Raw genomic sequence first — 19,413 nt, 5'->3', positions numbered from 1 at the left:
ACTCCTTTTACTCGGGCAGGGCGATCGGACCGATCTCGTTGAACACATCTCCTGGACCCGGGTTCTCGGCGTGAGTTTCACCGCCGAAGTGTTTCATGATGCCCCACACCGCATTGAGCGACGTCTGCACCGCGCCTTCGACCCACGCCGGGGTCCACGATACATCGTCGCCGGCGATGAAAATCCCGCGTTGTTCGGCCGGCATATCCGCCTGCATGAAGTGCGCATACATGCGCTGGTTGTAACGGTAGTGACCGGGCAATGCGCCTTTGAATGCGCCAAGGAAATGCGGGTCGGCTTCCCACGACACGGTGATCGGATCGCCGATGATTCGCGCGGCGATGTCGACTTTCGGGTAGATTTTTTTCAGCGCGTTCAACGCCAGTTCGACGCGTTTTTCCACCGGGTGCGGAAGCATTTTCAACGCATCGCTCATCCACGAGTACGACAGGCAAATCACGCCTGGCTTGTCGTCGCCGTTGTCGAACAGATAGGTGCCGCGGGTCAGGCGATCGGTGAGGGTCATGCTCATCAGGTCGCGGCCGGTTTCCGGGTCCTTGTCCTTCCAGAACGGCCGGTCGACCATCACGAAGGTTTTCGAGGATTGCATGTAGCGCGTGCGGTCGAGGGCCATCCACATTTTTTGCGAGAACAGGGTTTCGTCGCATTCGATCTGGGTGGTCAGCAGCCAGCTCTGACAAGTGGTCAGCACTGCCGCGTACTCGCGGGTGTCGCCGTTGTTATCGGTGACCGCAAAACGGCCGTCCGGGGCGTGAGCGATTTTCTTGACCCCGGAGCGTGGCGCGCCTCTGTGCAGCGACTTGAGGCTGGTGCCTTCGGGCCAGTGCACGCAACGTTCCGGCACATGACGCCAGATGCCTTGCGGCACTTGTTCGACGCCACCGACGACCAGATGTTGGTGATCGTCGCAGTTGGTCATCACGACGCGGAAGATTTCCAGCATCGAGTTCGGGAAGTCCGAGTCCCAGCCGCCGGTGCCGAAACCGACCTGGCCGAATACTTCGCGGTGATGGAACGAGAGCTTGGCGAAGGCTTCGGAGGTGGCGACAAAGTCGTAGAAGGTGCGGTCGTCCCACAGCGGAACCAGGGTGTTCCACAACTCTTTGAGGCGCGGCACGTCACGGTCGCGGATCGCTTGCTGGATATCGGAGAACTGCGAGCCGGCCTCCAGGGCGTCGGCCCAGGCGTCAGCCACTTCCTGGAACAATGCAGGAAGGTCGGCCAGCTTCTGTGCGTAATGGGTTTTGCCTTCCAGGTCGATCACGGTGCTGCCAGAAGCAGGCGTCAGCGGGTTGGGGAAGGGTTTGGTCTCGAGACCCAGCTTGTCGACATAGTGGTAAAACGCCGTGGACGACACCGGGAAGCGCATGCCGCCCAGTTCGGCGACGATGCCGTCGGTCCCGTTGAACGCCTGGGAGCGCAGGCGGCCGCCCATCTTCGAGGCTTCGTAGACGACGGGCTTGAGGCCCAGTTTCATCAGTTCGTAGGCCGCGACCAAACCGGCGATACCGGCGCCGACAATCGCCACTTCGGCGCCGTGGTTATGCGCAGGAATGCTGCCGAGGCCGGCCGGGTGCTCGATCCAGTCGTCAAAGGCGAATGGAAAGTCCGGGCCGAAAATGGTGACTGGTTTCTTACCGTCTGCAGGATGGCGATTGTTCTTGTTCATGGCTGACCTTGCTGGCGACCGGACGCGGGGTGCGCGTCTGAGTATAGGAAAAGATGGCAGCCATTCTAGAGAGCGTAGAACACGTTAATAAGACGCAATGTGTCGTCGTTTTGCTAATTACTTGATCAAAACGACGATCCGTGACTGCACACTGCTTAATGTGGGAGCGGGCTTGCTCGCGAATGCGGTGGACCAGCCAACACTAATGCCGGCTGAAACGGCCCCTTCGCGAACAAGCCCGCTCCCACAGGGAATCGCGTTTAAACCGGCTGCCCGCGATCAATCTTGCTGCTGAGAATGATCGACGTGGTCGTCTTCTCCACCCCATCCACACTCCCGATCTGATCCAGCAACTGATCCAGCTGCTCCGGCGAATCGGTTCTTAACCACGCCACATAATCAAATTCGCCACTGACCGCACACAACTGCTGCACCTGTGCCATTGCACTCAACCGCCGTAACACTTCCTTGCCCGAGCGCGGTTGCACCGTGATCCCGACATACGCCTGCAAACCGCCATCCACCACCCGTTGACCCAATCGCACGCCGTAACCGGTGATGACCTTGGCCTTTTCCAGCCGCGCCAGCCGCGATGTCACCGTGGTACGAGCGATGCCCAGTTGGCGGGCGAGCATGGCCACGCTTTCGCGGGCATTGATCTGCAGGGCGGCGATCAATTGGCGGTCGATTTCGTCAAGAACGGGTGGGCGGATGTCGGGCAAGGGTGGTCTCCAGCGATACAGATCAATGGTTCAGCATGTTACAGGCACATCTCCCACTGTGGATGCCTGATCCTGGCGCCGTACCGTTCATGCCCTTTTTGTCTGCGACAATTTGCCATAAGTAACCAGTTCGTACATTATTCCGCGCTTGTCAAAAATGGGGAAATTTTCCGACATGAATACTTCTGGGGCTGCTGGCGGCAGCAAATGGTTGCTGCGCGGGCTGGGTGTCCTGATTGCATTGATCGGGCTTGGCCTGGCGGGTGGCGGTGGCTACCTCGTTTCGCTGGGTGGCAGCGGGTACTTCCTGCTGATGGGCCTGGCGATGCTGGTGTCCGGGCTGATGATTGCTCGTCGTAATCCACAAGGCGCGCGGCTGTATGGTGTCGCGCTGATTCTTACGGCGATTTGGGCCGTGTGGGACACCGGTTTTGAATACTGGCCGCTGGTCTCGCGCGTGCTGACGTTTGCCGTGATCGGGCTGGTCGTCGCGCTTGTCTACCCGACGCTCGTGCGCGCTTCGGGCAAGAATGCGGGCCGTGGTGCTTATGGCCTGGCCGGTATGCTGGGCGTCGGCGTTGTTGCAACAATGGCCTACATGTTCGTGCCGACCCATGTGGTTAAGGCCGGCACCGAACCGGCTGTTACGCCGGTCGCACCGGGCACCGAACAGAAAGACTGGGCCCACTGGGGCAACACCACTGCCGGCAACCGCTTTGCCGCGCTGGACCAGATCAACAAGGGCAACATCGACCAGTTGCAGGTGGCGTGGACCTTCCGCACCGGCGACATCCCGCAAAGCACCGGCGCTGGCGCTGAAGACCAGAACACCCCGCTGCAGATCGGCGACACGGTCTACACCTGCACCGCCTACGGCAAAGTCTTCGCCCTCGACGCCGACACTGGCGCCCAGCGCTGGAAGTTCGACCCGCAAGGCACCGCGCCGAACTGGCAGCGTTGCCGTGGCCTGGGTTATTCCGAAGCCCCTGCGTCTTCGGGCAATCAGCCTGCAGCCTGTACGAAACGTCTGTTTCTGCCGACCGGTGATGCGCGTTTGATCGCGATCAATGCCGACACCGGCAAACCCTGTGAAGCGTTCGGCAACAAAGGCACGGTCGATTTGACCACCGACATGGGCGAAGTAAAACCGGGTTATTACCAGCAAACCTCGACGCCACTGGTCGCAGGTGACGTGGTGATCGTCGGTGGCCGTGTGGCCGACAACTATTCCACTGGCGAACCGCCAGGCGTGGTCCGCGCCTATGACGTGCGCAGCGGTGAATTGGTGTGGGCGTGGGATCCGGGCAATCCGGACATCACCAAGCGTCCACCGGCCGGTGAGACCTATACCCGTGGCACACCTAACGTCTGGTCGGCGATGTCCTACGACGCCAGGCTCGGTCTGGTTTACCTGCCAACCGGCAACGCCACGCCAGACTTCTTCGGCGGCCAGCGCACAGCATTCGATGACAAATGGAGCTCGTCCATCGTCGCCCTCGACGTGAAGACCGGTCGGGTGCGCTGGCACTTCCAGACAACTCACCATGACTTGTGGGACTTTGACCTGCCTGCGCAACCGCTGCTGTACGACGTGCCGGACGACAAGGGCGGCCTGCAGCCAGCCTTGGCGCAAGTCACCAAACAAGGCGAGATCTTCCTGCTCAACCGTGAAACCGGCGTGCCGATCGCCCGTGTCGAAGAGCGCCCGGTGCCGCAAGGCAATGTGCCCGGCGAACGCTATTCGCCCACACAGCCGTTCTCGGTGGACATGCCGTCCATTGGCAACAAGACCCTGACCGAAGCGGACATGTGGGGCGCTACACCGTTTGACCAGTTGATGTGCCGCATCCAGTTCAAAGGCATGCGCCACGAAGGCGTCTACACCCCACCGGGCATGGACCGCGCGCTGCAATTCCCGGGCTCGTTGGGTGGTATGAACTGGGGCAGTGTCTCGGTTGATCCGAACACGAACTACATGTTCGTCAACGACATGCGCCTGGGCCTCGCGAACTACATGATCCCGCGAAACAAGATCGCCGCCGGGGCCAGCGGGATTGAAATGGGCGTCGTGCCACAGGAAGGCACCCCGTTCGGGGCGATGCGCGAACGCTTCCTCTCGGCGGCTGGCATTCCGTGCCAGAAACCGCCGTTCGGCACAATGTCCGCCATCGACCTCAAAACCCACAAGCTGATGTGGCAGGTTCCAGTCGGCACTGTGCAAGACACCGGTCCGCTGGGCATCCGCATGCACCTGCCGATTCCGATCGGCATGCCGACCCTCGGTGCGTCTTTGGCCACTCAGTCCGGCCTGTTGTTCTTCGCGGGTACTCAGGATTTCTACCTGCGTGCTTTCGATACCGGCAACGGGAATGAGATCTGGAAGGCGCGTTTGCCTGTCGGCAGTCAGTCTGGGCCTATGACTTACGTTTCGCCGAAAACCGGTAAGCAGTACATCCTGCTGACGGTGGGTGGCGCGCGTCAGTCGACAGATCGTGGGGACTACGTGATTGCATACGCCTTGCCTGAGTAAGGGCTGAATCGCAGGTACGAAAAAGCCGCGCAGATGCGCGGCTTTTTTGGCTGAGCGGACAGGATGGACAGCTATCGTCAATCGTAGTCGAATGCGGAATCTGGGGGTGCGAGGCGATGAAATGACCAGGAACATGCCTGCAGCTGTGCGGAATCACGCAATACAGATTGCCCATCACGAAATGGGCCACTACGTCGTGGCCCGCGCATTGGGGTTTGCAACGGGCGGCGTGACCCTGTCGGTGACCATGGACTTGCGGCATCAAGGGGGCGCCGCCATTACCCTGGCGCGCCCGATTTCGTCGATTGAAGCAATGAAAGCGCATTTGGAAGCGCGGATGATGGTCCTGTTGGCTGGCGCTATGGGGCAGACATTGTCTTCATCCGGGAAACGCGTCGACAAGTCGAAAGCGGTAGCCATCCTCAAAGGCGCGCAGGGGGCGGAACAGGATTACGCCAAAGTAAAAGAGTTGCAGCATTTGCTGCGCAACATTACCTGTCCCGATACGGACCCTGCGTCATCTGAGCGTATTGCGGCTGAGCTTAAAGCGATGACTGATCGTGTATGGAGTCGGACTCAAGAAATCGTCGAGGAACTGGCCGATACGATCACTGGTTTAGGACATGTGCTGGTCGAGGGCATGGTCATCGTGGAGCAGTGGGGCAGGGCGGCGGATACATACGAGGTCGTTTTTACCCGTGAAATGCTTGAGCGGTTGGGGCCAGTGCGGGCCATTCCAGTGCTGAGTGTTATCGCGTAAATAGCCATTTTGCACACCACTTATCCGCCAAAAAACGAGCTGGTTGCTCCCATTTGATCAAGACGATACTATTGCCACGTCAGCACAGACCGGAACCTTGGAAGCAAGGGGTGTTGATTTCGGTGGCGCAAGCCACTCCTAGCCAGTGAGCGGGATAAGCGGGAAACCGTGAAAGGAGAGGCCGATATTGAGATTCACAAAAAGCCCTGGTGCGAAAGCATCGGGGCTTTTTGCTGTCTATCAAACAGATTTTCCAGCGTTACGCATTTCGAGAATGTAACGCACGTTGTGCGGCTTGCCCTTGGGCAGCTTCGCCCGACCCCACTCCGCGACCTCATAGGCTGAAATCACTCTGAGCTTGAGCAGGTTCGTCGTATTGGGCGGTTTACTGATCGAGAAGAAAATCGCGTAGTCATGCAGGTCGAGGCAGAAGTAGCGCTGACTGTTTCCTACGTAAAAGGGGACAGCTAGCCCTTTGAAAAACCGTTTGTGAAGGTATTCCGCGATCTGGCTGCTGCAATGGTGCCGTTCAGCACAGAAGTATCGGTTTTCGCCTCGGTGCGTTATCGACTGTCCATTACCTTTGTCATCAGTGAAGCAATGAAATCCGAATTCGAATTTGACATTGAGCTGTTCACCGGCGACCTCAAATACCAGTTCGAACGGCTGGAGGTGCTCCATGCTGTAGTGGCGTCCGCCAATCGTCAGGTCATTCCATTGCATGTAGCTCGCCGCCGGACGCAGTAAAGTAAGGCATTGAAGCGGCACTCCCGATCATGATGTGAAAGCCCCGAATACTCGGGGCTCACGACCAATCGCCGCTATTTTTTTGGTTTCGTATCGGCTCGATCAAGCCCGCCTTCCAGCACCTTCACCACATCATCGACCACGGCCTTGCTCATCGCCGTCAGGTAATGCGCAGCCCAGATATGGCGGTCGGTGTCGCGGTTAAAGGCGGCATCTCTGGTCAGTTCCTTGGAAAGGAATAGAAAATCTGAGGCCATGGCTAGCGCATCACCGAGGGGAACGTCTCGAGTGACATGGAACAGCGGTTGGTTTGAGCAGTAGATGAAGGGGGTGAGGCCGATGGTTTTCAGTTCTGAGGGTGAATCTGATTTGTTCATGGTTTATCTCCTAAGCTTGAGGAGCCGCCATGTTCGTTTCCAAGCGAATGGGTGGCGGCCGTGCGCAGGTTGGAAACCGGGAGCCTAGGAAACCGGCACGTCCGAAGACGTCCCACGCACAGCCGCCATGACACAGGATTACAGGCGTAAACGTCTGCGGTCATGTTGGGCACGTTGTTGTCATACGCTCGACGGGTTTCCAAGCCCGATCGCTGAATGGTCAGCGACGTCCGGAGACTATCCCGTCGAAGAAAAGCGCAACAAGGCATCAAAGTGCCCAAAAAGGACGATTCGGAGTTTGCCTACAAGGTCTGAGGACGTCATCCGATATTGCGCCACCTTAAGTAAACAAAACCAAACGCCAGACGCGAACACCCAGCTCCAGCGAGCAACCACCGTTAACAATCTCATTGGCAACCCAAGTGGTCGTGCGACCGCTAACGCCTAGAGTTATTCCCTTGAGGTCATATTCCTTGGGTGGCATATTGGTTTGGGTTGGGAAGTTGAATACACCGATGAATTTGAAGGCTGGTGGGAGAATTTGGACGCGAAAGAGCAGGCCTCGGTGTCAGCCAGTGTCGATCTGCTTGGGCTGCTCGGACCGGGCCTGCGTTTCCCGCATAGCAGTGACATTAAAGGCTCACGACTGGGCAACCTGCGAGAGTGGCGGGTCCAGCATGCCGGTCGTCCCATTCGCGTGCTTTATGCGTTTGATCCACGCCGATGCGCGTAACTTTTAATCGGAGGGGATAAAACCGGTCGAAACCGTTGGTATGACGAACATGTCCCGCATGCTGAAAAACTGTATGACGACCATTTGGAAACATTGCGTAAAGAGGGCCGCAACGATGGCTAAAAAATTTGCTGAACTTCAAGCTCGTATGACGCCAGAGTCTCGCGCTAACGCAGAGCGGTTGTTCCAGCAGCACTTGAAAGAAATGCCCCTGCATGAACTGCGTAAGGCCCGGGAGCTGAGCCAGGAAACACTGGCCAAGACGCTGCATGTCAATCAGGCGGCGATTTCCAGGATGGAGCGACGCACCGACATGTACATCAGCACGTTGCGCAACTACATACGCGCAATGGGTGGCGAGCTGGAGATCATCGCGACCTTTCCTGAGGGGCAGGTAAAGATCGAAAACTTTGCAAACTGAGCGACTCAAAAATCAGCGCTAAAAAACCAATCACTCAGACACGAAAAAGCCGCGCATTCAGCGCGGCTTTTTTGTTTGGTGGGCCCACACGGACTTGAACCGTGGACCAAAGGATTATGAGTCCTCTGCTCTAACCAACTGAGCTATAGGCCCTCAGTAGGCCGCGGATTATAGCGACGGTTTCTCGGCTGTGCTATCCGAAAAATCCGATACGGCTATACGAAGAAACGTCGCGGCGAATTCGTCCGGCGGCAAGGGCAGGCTGACGATGTAGCCCTGAATCTGTTCGCAGCCTTCCTCCGCGAGGAATAGTTGCTGCGCAAAAGTCTCGACCCCCCCGGCAATGACGGTGAATTGCATGCTGCGGCCCAGCGCGATGATCGCGCGAACAATGGCCGCGTCATGGGGGTCATCCGGCAGGCCGCGGACGAACGACTGGTCTATCTTGAGGATGTCCAGCGGCAGGCGCTTGAGGTAACTCAGGGATGAATAGCCGGTGCCGAAGTCATCGATGGCCAGTTGCACGCCCAGGTGTTTGAGCTGATGCAGCACCGCCAGCGCTTCCTCGGCCTGGCTCATGATGAAGTTTTCGGTAATTTCCAGTTGCAATAATCCGGGCTGAAGACCGTTGTCCTTGAGCAGTTGTTCAATTCGGCCGAGCAGGTTGGGCTGGCGCAGTTGCGCGCCGGCGAGGTTGACTGACAATGGGCCGAGGCATTCATAAGTCAGGTTCCATTCGTACATCTGCCGGCACGCGGTCTCGAGCACCCAGTCGCCGATCTGCAGGATCATCCCGTTCTCTTCGGCCAAGGGAATGAAGTGCTCCGGCGGCACGGCACCGAAGGTCGGGTGATGCCAGCGGATGAGGGCTTCGGCCCCCACCAGGCGATTGTCGTCCAGGCTGATTTTCGGCTGGTAGTGCAGCAACAGTTCATTACGCTCGATGGCCCGGCGCAGTTCATGTTCCAGTGCGACGCGCTCGCTGGCCTGGGCGGTCAGGTCGCGGGTATAGCTTTCGACCCGGTTGCGGCCCTTGGCCTTGGAGCGGTACATCGCCGCGTCGGCGTTCTTGACCAGCGTGGCGACGTCGCAGCCGTCCTTGGGGTAGAGGCTGGTGCCAATGCTGGCACTGATGAAGAACTCGTGCTCGCCAGCCTGGAATGGCGCAGAGAAGCAGTTGAGCAGTTTGGTGGCAATGTTGTCGGCGTCGCTCGACTGTTGCAGGCCGGGCAGCAGGATGATGAATTCGTCACCGCCGAGGCGCGCCACGGTATCGATGTCGCGCAACTGCTCCTTGAGGCGCACGGCGATGCCCTTGAGCAGCAGGTCGCCGACCGGGTGGCCGAGGCTGTCGTTGATGTGTTTGAAGCGGTCGAGATCGAGGAACAACACGGCGCCCTGGCCGCCGTTTTCCTGCTGGTTGTTGAGTGCGGTCAGCAGTCGGCTCTCGAACAGCGTGCGGTTCGGCAAGCCCGTCAGCGGGTCGTGATGCGCCTGGTAATCGAGTTTGGCCTGCGCGTGCTTGAGGCTGGAAATGTCCGCGAATACGGCGACAAAGTGGGTGATGAACTTGTCGCGGTTGCGCACGGCGCTGATGGTCAGCCAGCTCGGATAAAGTTCTCCGTTCTTGCGCCGGTTGGAAATCTCGCCCTGCCAATGCCCTTCGGCCGTCAGTTGATGCCACATGGCCGCGTAGAAAGCGCTGTCATGCAGGCCCGAAGCGAGCAGGCGAGGGGTGTGGCCCAGTGCTTCGCTTTCGCTGTAGCCGGTGATTTCGGTAAACGCGCGGTTGACCGCGCTGATGTGCTGCTGGGTGTCGGTGATCAACACGCCCTCGGCAGTACTCTCGAACACGGTCGCGGCCTGTTGCAGTTTTTCCTGCATCAGGTGGCGCTCGGTGATGTCCCTTGCGATGGTCAGCATGCAATCTTCGTCGCCGATCGGCAGTGGACGGCTCGACACTTCGCAGAGGCGGATCTTCCCGTCGCTGCGGCGGATATGGCAACTGAAGTCGCGGACGAAACCATCCCGATGCAGCAGGTCCAGCATCTGTTTGCGTTCGTTGAGATTGACCCAGATCCCCAACTCCAGCGCCGAGCGATCAACGGACATCGCGCTGTTGAAACCGGTAATGCGGCTGAAACCCTCGTTGACCTCCAGTAGCAAACCGTCGCTCTGCCGGGACAGCAATAAACCGTCGGGTGAGGCGTGGAAGGCCTTGGCGAATTTTTCTTCGGAGGTTTGCAGCTGTTGCTGGGTTTCCTTGAGTTTGCTGATATCCCGGACGACCACCACCAGCGCCGGGGTGGTGTCGAGGTCGAAAGGTTCGGCAGAGATCAGGCCGGTAAATACCTGGCCATTGTTACGGCGAAAGGGCATTTCCAGGTTGCGGATGCTGCCGGCCTGCAGGCGCTGCAGCAAGCCCGGCCCGACGCCGGGGATGCCCCAGATGTTGAGGTCAGTGGCGGTCTGGCCGATGACGTCTTCTGCCTTGAGGCCGATCTGTTCTTCAAACGCTTCGTTCACCTCCAGCAGGCAGCCGTCGGAGAGTCGCGCGATGACCAGGATGTCCGGGCATTGCTGGAATACCGAGGCGAACTTTTGTTCCGACAGGCGCAACGCCTCTTCGGTGCGCTTGGCTTCGCTGATGTCGATCATCAGGCCACGCATCACCGGTTCATGCCCGTGTTCGATCAGGCTGACGATGTCGCGTACCCATATGCAGCGTCCATCGGCAGTGATGACTCGGTAATCGAGGCTGTGATCGCGCCCGGCGAGGACTTCGTGATCGCAGAATGTCTGGGCGCGGGTCAGGTCGGCGGGGTGGATGATGTTGCGCCAGAAGCCCGGTATCAGCCAATGGGCCAAGGGATAGCCAAGCAATTCTTCGGCGTGGGGCGACACGTAGCTGTAGGTGAAGTCGGAGATCCGCGCTTCCCAGGCAATGGCCGAAAGACTCTCCACCAGCCCGCGGTAATGGTATTCACTGCTGCGCAGTTCCTGTTCCAGGTCGACGCGACGGGCGATTTCCGAGCTCAGGCGGCGGTTGATCCGGATGACTACCGCCAGCACCGTCATCAGCAGCAACAAACCTGGCAAGCCGTACACCAGCAGGTCGGACCAGAACGTTCGATGATCGAGAACGTTGCCGACCCAATGCTCCTGGATGGTGTTGATTTCGTCCGGTGTCATGTCCGCCAGGACTTTGTCCAGAATGCTGACCAGCATCTTGTTGTCCCGGGGCACGCCCATGGCCAGCTGATAGCGATAGGGCGTCTCACCGCTGACATACAGCCCGTCCAGTTTGAGCTGACGCAGGCTCCAGACGCTGGAAGCGAGATCGCCGACCACCGCGTCCACTTCATCGGTCGCCAGTGCCTGCAAGGCTGAGCTGACATTGGGCAACGCCACCAGATTCAGGTCGGGGTGATGGGTGCGCAGCAGTTCATGGGGGGCGTAGTTTTCCACTACGGCGATTTTCAGGCCGTACAGGTCTTCGAGTTTGCGCGGTTGAGCGCCGCCGATGTGGGCAAGAATGACAATTGGAAAGTCCAGGTAGGGACGCGTAAATGATAGATATGTCTGGCGTTCCGGGGTCGACATGATGCCCGGTAACAGGTCCAGTTTGGCTTGTTTGGCCTGTTCGAGAACAGCCGTCCAGCTTACGGGTTCGATGGGCGTGAGCTTGATGGCCAGGCGTTGGCGGATCAGGTCGATGTAGTCCGCGGCAAGGCCCTGATAGCGGCCCTGATCATCGCGAAACTCGAAGGGAGGCCATGACGCATCGACACCCAGGCGCAAGTCCGGGTGGGCCGCCAGCCAGCTACGTTCTTCGTCGGTCAGAGTCAGCGCGCCAGCCGTTGCGGTCCAGGTCATCAGCGACAGCAAAAAAACCACGGTCGGCAGTCTGGGCATAACGGTCTCGTTATGGCTCGGGGAATGCTTCGAGTGTAGACGGGCTATTCAGCGGGGGGAGGGGAAGTGCGGGGGATTTTATCTGCACAAAGCAAAACCCCCGGCCTGGGCCGGGGGTTTTGTGATCACTCGTCGAGGAAGGAGCGCAAATGCTCGCTTCTCGTCGGGTGGCGCAGCTTGCGCAGCGCCTTGGCTTCGATCTGACGAATCCGTTCACGGGTCACGTCGAACTGCTTACCAACCTCCTCAAGGGTGTGGTCGGTATTCATGTCGATACCGAAGCGCATGCGCAGAACCTTGGCTTCACGGGCAGTGAGGCCGGACAGGACTTCGCGAGTCGCTTCTTTAAGGCTCTCAACGGTAGCAACATCGATTGGCGACTGCATCGTCGAGTCTTCGATGAAGTCACCCAGATGGGAGTCTTCGTCATCACCGATCGGGGTTTCCATGGAGATCGGCTCTTTAGCGATCTTCAATACCTTGCGGATCTTGTCCTCAGGCATTTCCATGCGTTCGCCCAGCTCTTCCGGGGTCGGTTCGCGACCCATTTCCTGCAACATCTGCCGGGAAATACGGTTGAGCTTGTTGATCGTCTCGATCATGTGCACCGGAATACGGATGGTGCGGGCCTGGTCGGCGATCGAGCGAGTGATCGCCTGACGGATCCACCAGGTGGCATAAGTCGAGAATTTGTAGCCGCGGCGGTATTCGAACTTGTCTACCGCTTTCATCAGGCCGATGTTGCCTTCCTGGATCAGATCGAGGAATTGCAAGCCACGGTTGGTGTACTTCTTGGCGATGGAGATCACCAGACGCAAGTTCGCTTCAACCATCTCTTTCTTCGCGCGGCGGGCCTTGGCCTCACCGATCGACATGCGACGGTTGATGTCCTTGATCTCGGCGATCGTCAAACCGGTTTCGGTTTCCAGCGCGGTCAGCTTCTGCTGGCAACGAATAATGTCCGGCTGCAGGCGACCAATGGCTTCAGCGTATTTGCTTTTGCCTTTGGCCAGCGCGTCGGTCCAGCTTTCGTCGACTTCATTGCCCGGGAACTGGCGCAGGAAATCGGCACGCGGCATGCGAGCATCACGAACGCACAGTTGCATGATCGCGCGCTCTTGCTGACGCAGACGATCCAGGGCACTGCGAACACGCTCGACCAGGCCTTCGAATTGCTTCGGCACCAGTTTGATCGGCATGAACAGCTCAGCCAGGGCCAACAGTTCGGCGATTGCCAGCTTGTTGCCACGACCGTGCTTTTTCAGCGCCTTGCGGGTGATTTCCATCTGATCGGAGACAGCGCCAAAACGCTGTGCCGCGATAATCGGATCCGGACCGCTTTCGGCTTCTTCTTCGTCATCCGTTGCTTCGGCATCATCGTCGTCGGTGTCGTCGTCCGCTTTCACGGCTTTCGGATCGACTGGCGGCGGCACTTCTGCAGCAGGCGGCGCAATGCCGTCGTCCGGGTCGATATAACCGCTCAGGACGTCGGACAGGCGGCCACCTTCGGTGGTGACGCGAGTGTACTCGGAGAGAATATGGTCAACCGTGCCAGGGAAGTGCGCGATTGCGCCCATCACTTCGCGGATGCCCTCTTCAATACGTTTGGCGATTTCGATTTCGCCTTCACGTGTGAGGAGCTCTACCGTACCCATTTCACGCATGTACATGCGCACTGGGTCGGTGGTGCGACCAATGTCGGTCTCGACCGCTGCCAACGCTGCTGCTGCCTCTTCGGCCGCGGCTTCGTCGGTATCGGCGTCGGCCAGCATAAGGGAATCCTTATCTGGCGCAACCTCGAATACGTTGATCCCCATGTCATTGATCATGCGGATGATGTCTTCCACCTGTTCCGGATCTGAAATATCCTCCGGCAGGTGGTCGTTGACCTCCGCGTAAGTCAGGTAGCCCTGCTCACGACCAAGTGTGATCAACTCTTTGATACGAGACTGCTGTTGCGCTTTTCCGGACATAACACCCTATCCACTGAAGGTCTTGGCGGGCAAAAAACAAGCCGAGGATTATACCTGAGCTATGACCTCACGCGCCAGTTGAGGTCGGGTTTGATGTGGCCATATTGCGTTTTAATAGGTCGCGCATCTGATTTGCGATCTGATTTGCTTCCTCTGCGGTCAATCCTGGCTGCCTTGCTTTTCTGATAAGTGCTTCAAGGCTATCGGTGTGTTGACCGGCTGATAGCCTAGTAATGGTGTCTAAAAACTGTTGTTCAAGGTTATCGCCTTTAATCAGCCATTCCTTTTCCGCCAATGCTTTGAGAAGGCGTCCCTGTTCCGTCCCGTGCCAGCGGGCCATTAACTGAATTGAGTTTAGCTTAGGATTTTTTTGCACTGCCTCGATAAGGGCCACCAGCAGTTGTGCGTAGGTGTTGCTCTCATTGGCGAAGTGATCGGCGGTTTCTACCTTGCCGGCCAGTTCCGGGTGATGAATGAGCGTGCGAAGTGCAATCAGTGTCGGAGCTTCCACGGCAATCGGTGTGCGCGGAGCGCTCGGTTGATCGCGATCACCGCCACGTTTGCCATTCTTGTCCCAGGGCTTCTTGTCCCATTTCTTGCCGCCGGCGCCGGGTTTCTTCGGCGTCCATTCCTGCTGCGGCACATGCATCTCTTGTGCCTGCGGCTGATGGTAGTCGCTGTAGTCCGGCATGGCGTCGTAATCGATGCCTGGATCATAGGCGGGTGGCGCGTCCTGAGGCGCGCTTTGCACCAGTTGGCTCACGGCTTCACCGCTCAGTCCGGTGATTTCAGTCAGGCGCTTACGCATCAGGATGCGCAGGTTCGCACCCGGGACCTTGTCGATCAGCGGTGCCGCGAGGGTGGCCATGTGGGCCTTGCCTTCGAGCGAGCGCGGATCGGATTCTTCGGTCAGCTGCTGAAAGAAATAATCTGCCAGTGGCTGTGCGTGCTGATTGATTCGCGCGCGGAATGCGTCAGTGCCTTCGGAGCGGACCAGCGTATCCGGGTCCTCGCCCTCCGGCAGGAACAGGAAGCGCGCCCGTCGCCCGTCTTGCAGGCAGGGCAGTGTGGCTTCCAGCGCTCGCCATGCGGCATTACGGCCCGCCTGGTCACCGTCAAAGCAGAACAGCACGTTGGGCACGACGCGAAACAGCCGCTTCAAGTGCTCTTCGCTAGTGGCTGTGCCCAGTGTGGCAACGGCATTGCGCAGGCCTTGCTGGGCGAGGGCGATGACGTCCATGTAGCCTTCGACGACGATGATTTCGTCGAGGTTGCGATTATTTTTGCGTGCTTCATAAAGGCCGTAGAGTTCCTGGCCTTTATGGAATACCGGTGTTTCCGGTGAGTTCAGGTATTTCGGTTTGTCATCGCCCAGTACTCGGCCGCCGAAAGCGATGATGCGCCCGCGGCTGTCGCGGATTGGAAACATCACGCGATCGCGGAAGCGGTCATAGCGCTTGCCGGTTTCAGCGTTCTCGATCAGCAGGCCGGCATCGACCATGGCTTTTTGTTGCAGGGTGTCGCTGCTCAAATGCTTGAACAGATTGTCCCAGCCCGGCGGAGCGAAACCGAGGCCGAAGTCCCGGGCGATCTCGCCGGTCAGTCCGCGACCCTTGAGGTAATCCACAGCGGCTTTGCGCGACGGATGGCTTTTCAGCGCCTGGCGGTAGAAGTCGGCGGCAGCGGTGAGCAGCGGGTATAGCGGCGAATCGGTCGGCTGCCGCGGTTTGTGCGGCCGGCCGCTTTCTTCGCGGGGGATTTCCATGCCGGCGGCTTTGGCCAGTTCTTCGACAGCCTGGATGAAGTCCAGGTTGTCGTGGTCCATCATGAAGCCGAGGGCATTACCGCCAGCGCCACAGCCGAAGCAGTAATAGAACTGTTTGTCTGGGCTGACGCTGAAGGAAGGGGTTTTTTCTTTGTGAAACGGGCAGCAGGCGGTGTAATTCTTGCCGGCCTTTTTCAGTTGCAGGCGCGAGCTGACCACATCGACGATGTCGGTGCGGTTCAGAAGGTCGTCAATGAAGCTCTGGGGAATTAGCCCGGCCATGGCGTTCTCGTCATCTGCGCTGAAATGGACCCGAAACGAAGTGCGACCGAACGCGGGTCGTTGTTTGAGGCGCGCAAAATGTGCGGCTCGACCAGTGTCGTCTGCGTAATCGCTGTCGGGAAGTGTATCTGCCGAAAATCCACTGACGTTAATACCAATCAGTATTCGACTATTTGAAAGTGTTTCGCTGAATCCGCTGCGACCAGTCGATGGCCCCGGATAGCTCATAAGCGGGCACGCAAGAAGGTGCCTTGGGCTGATCGTCGTGAGAGGAATCAGTGGGTGTGCTCGTCAGTAGCCTTGGAAGGCTCGTCAGAAAAGACGTGCACCGCTGGCAAAAGAGCCAGGTCTGACGCTGTGAAGCAGGTTTGTCTCGGTCGCGTGTGCGGCTTTGACGGTGAAGCATCAAGCGTTTTCCGCAAATGCCATTAGCCCGGCTGAGGGCCGGGCTTGGCAGAAGCTTGCTACGATCGTCTGTGTATTAGTACAGACGAACGGCGCGGCGCTGTTCGCGCTGAACTTTCTTGGCGTGACGCTTAACAGCGGCTGCTGCTTTGCGCTTACGCTCAGAAGTTGGCTTCTCGTAAAATTCGCGGCTACGAACTTCAGCCAGTACACCGGCTTTTTCGCAGGAGCGCTTGAAACGACGCAGAGCTACGTCGAAGGGTTCGTTCTCTTTTACTTTGACGGCTGGCATCCAGAGCTACCTTCATTCATTACCGGGGTCAACATCCTCGCGGCAAAAGAGCACTTGAAGACGTCGGTTTTTAAGGGTTGCGGATGTTAACCCCTCATCGCTCGGAATGCAAAGCCTCTGATCGAAAACCGCTAGTCGGGGCATCGCATGGCGACTATTATGCGCGCCTTCGAATTCAGCCTAAACAAGGCGCAAACCCATGCTAGTACTGGGATTAGAAACCTCCTGCGACGAAACCGGTGTCGCATTATATGACAGTGAACGCGGCCTGCTGGCCGACGCGTTGTTCAGCCAGATCGACCTGCACCGCGCCTATGGCGGTGTGGTGCCGGAGCTGGCCTCGCGCGATCACGTCAAACGCATGCTACCCCTGATTCGTCAGGTGTTGGCTGAAGCTGACTGCGTGCCGACCGAGATTGATGCCATCGCCTACACCGCGGGTCCGGGGCTTGTGGGTGCGCTGCTCGTGGGCGCTTCCTGCGCTCAGGCGCTGGCCTTTGCCTGGGGCATTCCAGCTCTCGGCGTGCACCATATGGAAGGCCACTTGCTGGCGCCGATGCTGGAGTCGAAACCGCCCGAATTCCCGTTCGTCGCTTTGTTGGTGTCCGGCGGTCATACGCAGCTGGTTCAGGTCGACGGGATCGGTCAATACACGCTCTTGGGCGAGACCCTTGACGATGCCGCCGGTGAAGCGTTCGACAAGACGGCAAAGATGATGGGACTGAATTATCCGGGCGGTCCGGAAATCGCTCGTCTCGCGGAGCAGGGCGTTGCAGGACGTTTTACCTTTCCGCGTCCGATGTGCGACCGCCCGGGACTGGCGTTCAGCTTCAGCGGCCTGAAGACATTTGCCCTGAACACCTGGCAGCAGAGCGTCAACGCCGGGGACGACAGCGAGCAAGCCCGTTGCGACATCGCGCTGGCGTTCCAGCAGGCCGTGGTAGAGACTTTGACCATCAAGTGCAAGCGTGCCCTGAAACAGGCGGGCATGAAGCGTCTGGTGATCGCTGGCGGCGTCAGCGCGAACAAGGCGTTACGTGCGTCCTTGGAGAAAATGCTCGGCGACCTGAAGGGCGATGTGTTTTACGCCCGTCCGGAGTTCTGTACCGACAATGGCGCGATGATCGCGTTTGCCGGGTGTCAGCGTTTGCAAGCCGGTCAGCATGAAAGCCTGGCGATCAGCGTTCAGGCGCGCTGGCCGATGGAGCAATTGTCGGGGCTGTGATGAGCGGCGCTCATGTCCGGTATTTAGAAATGCCGTTCGCGCCCGGCAAACAGGTCGCGTAGATTGCCGCGATGACGCCAGACGATCAGCCCTGTGAGCGCACTCATGGGCAGCAACGCCGCTGGTTCTTGCCAGGCCAGCAGCGGCAGGGTCAGCGGTGTGGCGATCAGGGCGGCGAGTGAGCTGGTGCGGGTCAGGAAGAACGTCAGCAGCCATGCGCAGACCGCCAACAGGGCTGCAGGCGGATAAAGGCCCAGCAACATGCCGGCGGCAGTGGCGACACCCTTGCCGCCGCGAAAGCGAAAGTACAGGGGGAACAGGTGACCGATGACGGCGCAAACGCCGATCCAGGCTTGTTCTTGCAGCGAAAGGCCCGCAATGCCTGCGATCAGCACCGGCAGCAGGCCTTTGCAGAGGTCGCCGATCAAGGTCAGGATGGCGAGTTTCTTGCCGGCCAGGCGCAGCATGTTGGTGGCGCCGGCATTGCCCGAGCCACTCATTCGCGGATCGGGGTTACCGGTCAGGCGGCTGAGCAAAATGGCGAAGGACAGAGAGCCGAGCAGGTAGGCGAAGGTCGCCAGTAACCAAAACATGCTAACTATTCCGGGCGAGGACGCCCTGATTCTAACGGCGCATTGCGCCCTTGTCGTGCAGCGGAGAAGAGTGCTTGGACAGAGTGTTTATCGAGGGCCTGGAAGTCGACACCGTGATTGGTGCCTACGACTGGGAGCGAGGCATCCGGCAATGCCTGCGTCTTGATCTGAGCTTCGCCTGGGATAATCGCCCGGCCGCTGCCGGTGACGACCTGACCCTGGCGCTCGATTACGCGAGCGTTTCGTCGCGCATCCAGGCCTTTGCCGAGCAGGCGCAGTTCCAACTGGTCGAGACTTTTGCCGAACGTCTGGTGGAAGTGCTGATGAGCGAATTCAATATCACCTGGATGCGCCTCAAACTGACCAAGCCAGGCGCCGTCCCGGCGGCCACTGGTGGTGTGGGCGTGGAGATCGAGCGCGGATGTCGCTGACTCAGGTGTATCTCGGGCTCGGTAGCAATATCGAGCGCGAAACCCATTTGCAGGCTGGCCTGGAAGCCCTGGCGGGTTTTCTGGTGGATATACGCTGCTCGGCGGTGTTCGAAAGCCAGCCTGTGGGGATCAAGAGCGGGCCGTTCTTCAATTTCGTGGTGTCGGCTTACACCGATCTGCCGCTGATGGAGTTGGACCGCCGGTTGAAATTCATTGAGGCGGACAATGGCCGCTATGCGCCGGACCGCAAGGGTTTGCCGCTGGATATCGACGTGTTGCTGTTCGGTGATCTGGTGGGCAACTTCGATGGCCTGATTTTGCCAAGGGCTGAGATTCTGAAAAATGCCTTTGTGCTGTGGCCGTTGTCGCTGATTGCGCCGGATCGCGTGCATCCGGGTGTGGGCAAAAGCTTTGCGACGTTGTGGCGCGAAGCGCAGATTGACCAGGTGTTGGCGCCGGTGGCGTTTGAGTGGCGTGGCGAACAGTTGACCCCTTCAAATTTGTTGTAAAGCGGATGACGTCATCGCGGGCAAGCCCGCTCCCACAGGTACG

The 19,413-nt window shown here is 58.8% G+C and carries 15 protein-coding genes, 1 tRNA gene and 1 pseudogene; 7 read left to right on the top strand and 10 right to left on the bottom strand.

The window, feature by feature from the left end:
• Positions 1–7: 7 nt before the first annotated feature.
• Positions 8–1,690, bottom strand: coding sequence for a flavin monoamine oxidase family protein (locus tag PMI01S_RS05865; protein WP_084318403.1), 1,683 nt, complete (start codon positions 1,688–1,690; stop codon positions 8–10).
• Positions 1,691–1,950: 260 nt separating this feature from the next.
• Positions 1,951–2,412: an Lrp/AsnC family transcriptional regulator gene (locus tag PMI01S_RS05860; protein ID WP_046029956.1), complete on the bottom strand. Its 462-nt coding sequence runs from the start codon at positions 2,410–2,412 to the stop codon at positions 1,951–1,953.
• A 175-nt stretch (positions 2,413–2,587) separates the two neighbouring features.
• Between PMI01S_RS05860 and PMI01S_RS05855 the strand changes: the two genes are divergently transcribed.
• Together PMI01S_RS05855 and PMI01S_RS05850 are read left to right on the top strand one after the other, a co-directional pair.
• Positions 2,588–4,942, top strand: coding sequence for a glucose/quinate/shikimate family membrane-bound PQQ-dependent dehydrogenase (locus PMI01S_RS05855; RefSeq protein WP_084318402.1), 2,355 nt, complete (start codon positions 2,588–2,590; stop codon positions 4,940–4,942).
• A gap of 121 nt (positions 4,943–5,063) precedes the next feature.
• Complete coding sequence (locus tag PMI01S_RS05850) at positions 5,064–5,702, top strand: zinc metalloprotease (protein WP_084318563.1); 639 nt, start codon at positions 5,064–5,066, stop codon at positions 5,700–5,702.
• 240 nt (positions 5,703–5,942) lie between these two features.
• Here PMI01S_RS05850 and PMI01S_RS05845 read toward each other — a convergent pair whose 3' ends face one another.
• Entirely contained in the window at positions 5,943–6,425 is a 483-nt protein-coding gene (locus tag PMI01S_RS05845; protein WP_235864449.1) for a YjaZ family protein, read from the bottom strand.
• A gap of 98 nt (positions 6,426–6,523) precedes the next feature.
• Complete coding sequence (locus PMI01S_RS05840; protein WP_084318401.1) at positions 6,524–6,826, bottom strand: DUF3077 domain-containing protein; 303 nt, start codon at positions 6,824–6,826, stop codon at positions 6,524–6,526.
• Between the two features lie 490 nt (positions 6,827–7,316).
• Between PMI01S_RS05840 and PMI01S_RS05835 the strand changes: the two are divergent.
• Positions 7,317–7,682 (top strand): annotated as a pseudogene (locus tag PMI01S_RS05835) (type II toxin-antitoxin system RelE/ParE family toxin).
• Positions 7,675–7,980, top strand: a complete 306-nt coding sequence (locus PMI01S_RS05830; protein ID WP_084318400.1) for a helix-turn-helix domain-containing protein — start codon at positions 7,675–7,677, stop codon at positions 7,978–7,980. Before PMI01S_RS05835 ends, PMI01S_RS05830 begins: the two are co-directional and overlap by 8 nt.
• 76 nt (positions 7,981–8,056) lie before the next feature.
• On the opposite strand, the gene PMI01S_RS05825 is transcribed toward PMI01S_RS05830, so the two are convergent.
• The 5 genes from PMI01S_RS05825 to rpsU all read right to left on the bottom strand — a co-directional run bounded on the left by PMI01S_RS05825 (position 8,057) and on the right by rpsU (position 16,612).
• A tRNA-Ile gene (locus PMI01S_RS05825) sits at positions 8,057–8,133 on the bottom strand.
• 15 nt (positions 8,134–8,148) lie between these two features.
• Positions 8,149–11,895, bottom strand: a complete 3,747-nt coding sequence (locus PMI01S_RS05820; RefSeq protein WP_084318399.1) for a bifunctional diguanylate cyclase/phosphodiesterase — start codon at positions 11,893–11,895, stop codon at positions 8,149–8,151.
• Positions 11,896–12,020: 125 nt separating this feature from the next.
• Positions 12,021–13,868, bottom strand: coding sequence for an RNA polymerase sigma factor RpoD (rpoD, locus tag PMI01S_RS05815; protein ID WP_084318398.1), 1,848 nt, complete (start codon positions 13,866–13,868; stop codon positions 12,021–12,023).
• Positions 13,869–13,935: 67 nt separating this feature from the next.
• On the bottom strand, positions 13,936–15,915 hold the full coding sequence (gene dnaG / locus PMI01S_RS05810; RefSeq protein ID WP_084318397.1) for a DNA primase: 1,980 nt from the start codon (positions 15,913–15,915) through the stop codon (positions 13,936–13,938).
• Between the two features lie 481 nt (positions 15,916–16,396).
• Positions 16,397–16,612 carry a 30S ribosomal protein S21 gene (rpsU, locus tag PMI01S_RS05805; RefSeq protein ID WP_002551877.1) on the bottom strand — a complete coding sequence of 72 codons (216 nt, stop codon included), beginning with the start codon at positions 16,610–16,612 and terminating at the stop codon, positions 16,397–16,399.
• 199 nt (positions 16,613–16,811) lie between these two features.
• On the opposite strand from rpsU, the gene tsaD reads away from it, so the two are divergent.
• Entirely contained in the window at positions 16,812–17,837 is a 1,026-nt protein-coding gene (gene tsaD / locus PMI01S_RS05800) for a tRNA (adenosine(37)-N6)-threonylcarbamoyltransferase complex transferase subunit TsaD (RefSeq protein ID WP_084318396.1), read from the top strand.
• A gap of 23 nt (positions 17,838–17,860) precedes the next feature.
• On the opposite strand, the gene plsY is transcribed toward tsaD, so the two are convergent.
• A complete protein-coding gene (gene plsY / locus PMI01S_RS05795; RefSeq protein WP_017341125.1) occupies positions 17,861–18,430 on the bottom strand; it encodes a glycerol-3-phosphate 1-O-acyltransferase PlsY in 570 nt (189 codons plus the stop codon).
• A gap of 74 nt (positions 18,431–18,504) precedes the next feature.
• Here plsY and folB point away from each other — a divergent pair, with 74 nt between their 5' ends.
• Complete coding sequence (gene folB / locus PMI01S_RS05790) at positions 18,505–18,861, top strand: dihydroneopterin aldolase (RefSeq protein ID WP_008027044.1); 357 nt, start codon at positions 18,505–18,507, stop codon at positions 18,859–18,861.
• The gene (folK, locus tag PMI01S_RS05785; protein WP_010467156.1) at positions 18,852–19,370 is read left to right on the top strand and encodes a 2-amino-4-hydroxy-6-hydroxymethyldihydropteridine diphosphokinase; all 519 of its coding nucleotides are present in this window, start codon (positions 18,852–18,854) and stop codon (positions 19,368–19,370) included. Before folB ends, folK begins: the two co-directional genes overlap by 10 nt.
• Positions 19,371–19,413 lie beyond the last annotated feature (43 nt).

The organism is Pseudomonas migulae NBRC 103157, from assembly GCF_002091715.1.
GTDB classification, from domain to species: Bacteria; Pseudomonadota; Gammaproteobacteria; order Pseudomonadales; family Pseudomonadaceae; genus Aquipseudomonas; species Aquipseudomonas migulae_A.
This window is presented reverse-complemented; position numbering and strand designations above follow the sequence as displayed.

What these genes read in the sequence shown, in the direction of transcription:
- PMI01S_RS05865 (WP_084318403.1), bottom strand. Translation starts at nt 1,690, where the DNA reads ATGAACAAGAACAATCGCCATCCTGCAGACGGTAAGAAACCAGTCACC.
- PMI01S_RS05855 (WP_084318402.1), top strand. Translation starts at nt 2,588, where the DNA reads ATGAATACTTCTGGGGCTGCTGGCGGCAGCAAATGGTTGCTGCGCGGG.
- PMI01S_RS05850 (WP_084318563.1), top strand. Translation starts at nt 5,064, where the DNA reads ATGACCAGGAACATGCCTGCAGCTGTGCGGAATCACGCAATACAGATT.
- PMI01S_RS05845 (WP_235864449.1), bottom strand. Translation starts at nt 6,425, where the DNA reads ATGCAATGGAATGACCTGACGATTGGCGGACGCCACTACAGCATGGAG.
- PMI01S_RS05840 (WP_084318401.1), bottom strand. Translation starts at nt 6,826, where the DNA reads ATGAACAAATCAGATTCACCCTCAGAACTGAAAACCATCGGCCTCACC.
- PMI01S_RS05830 (WP_084318400.1), top strand. Translation starts at nt 7,675, where the DNA reads ATGGCTAAAAAATTTGCTGAACTTCAAGCTCGTATGACGCCAGAGTCT.
- PMI01S_RS05820 (WP_084318399.1), bottom strand. Translation starts at nt 11,895, where the DNA reads ATGCCCAGACTGCCGACCGTGGTTTTTTTGCTGTCGCTGATGACCTGG.
- rpoD (WP_084318398.1), bottom strand. Translation starts at nt 13,868, where the DNA reads ATGTCCGGAAAAGCGCAACAGCAGTCTCGTATCAAAGAGTTGATCACA.
- dnaG (WP_084318397.1), bottom strand. Translation starts at nt 15,915, where the DNA reads ATGGCCGGGCTAATTCCCCAGAGCTTCATTGACGACCTTCTGAACCGC.
- rpsU (WP_002551877.1), bottom strand. Translation starts at nt 16,612, where the DNA reads ATGCCAGCCGTCAAAGTAAAAGAGAACGAACCCTTCGACGTAGCTCTG.
- tsaD (WP_084318396.1), top strand. Translation starts at nt 16,812, where the DNA reads ATGCTAGTACTGGGATTAGAAACCTCCTGCGACGAAACCGGTGTCGCA.
- plsY (WP_017341125.1), bottom strand. Translation starts at nt 18,430, where the DNA reads ATGTTTTGGTTACTGGCGACCTTCGCCTACCTGCTCGGCTCTCTGTCC.
- folK (WP_010467156.1), top strand. Translation starts at nt 18,852, where the DNA reads ATGTCGCTGACTCAGGTGTATCTCGGGCTCGGTAGCAATATCGAGCGC.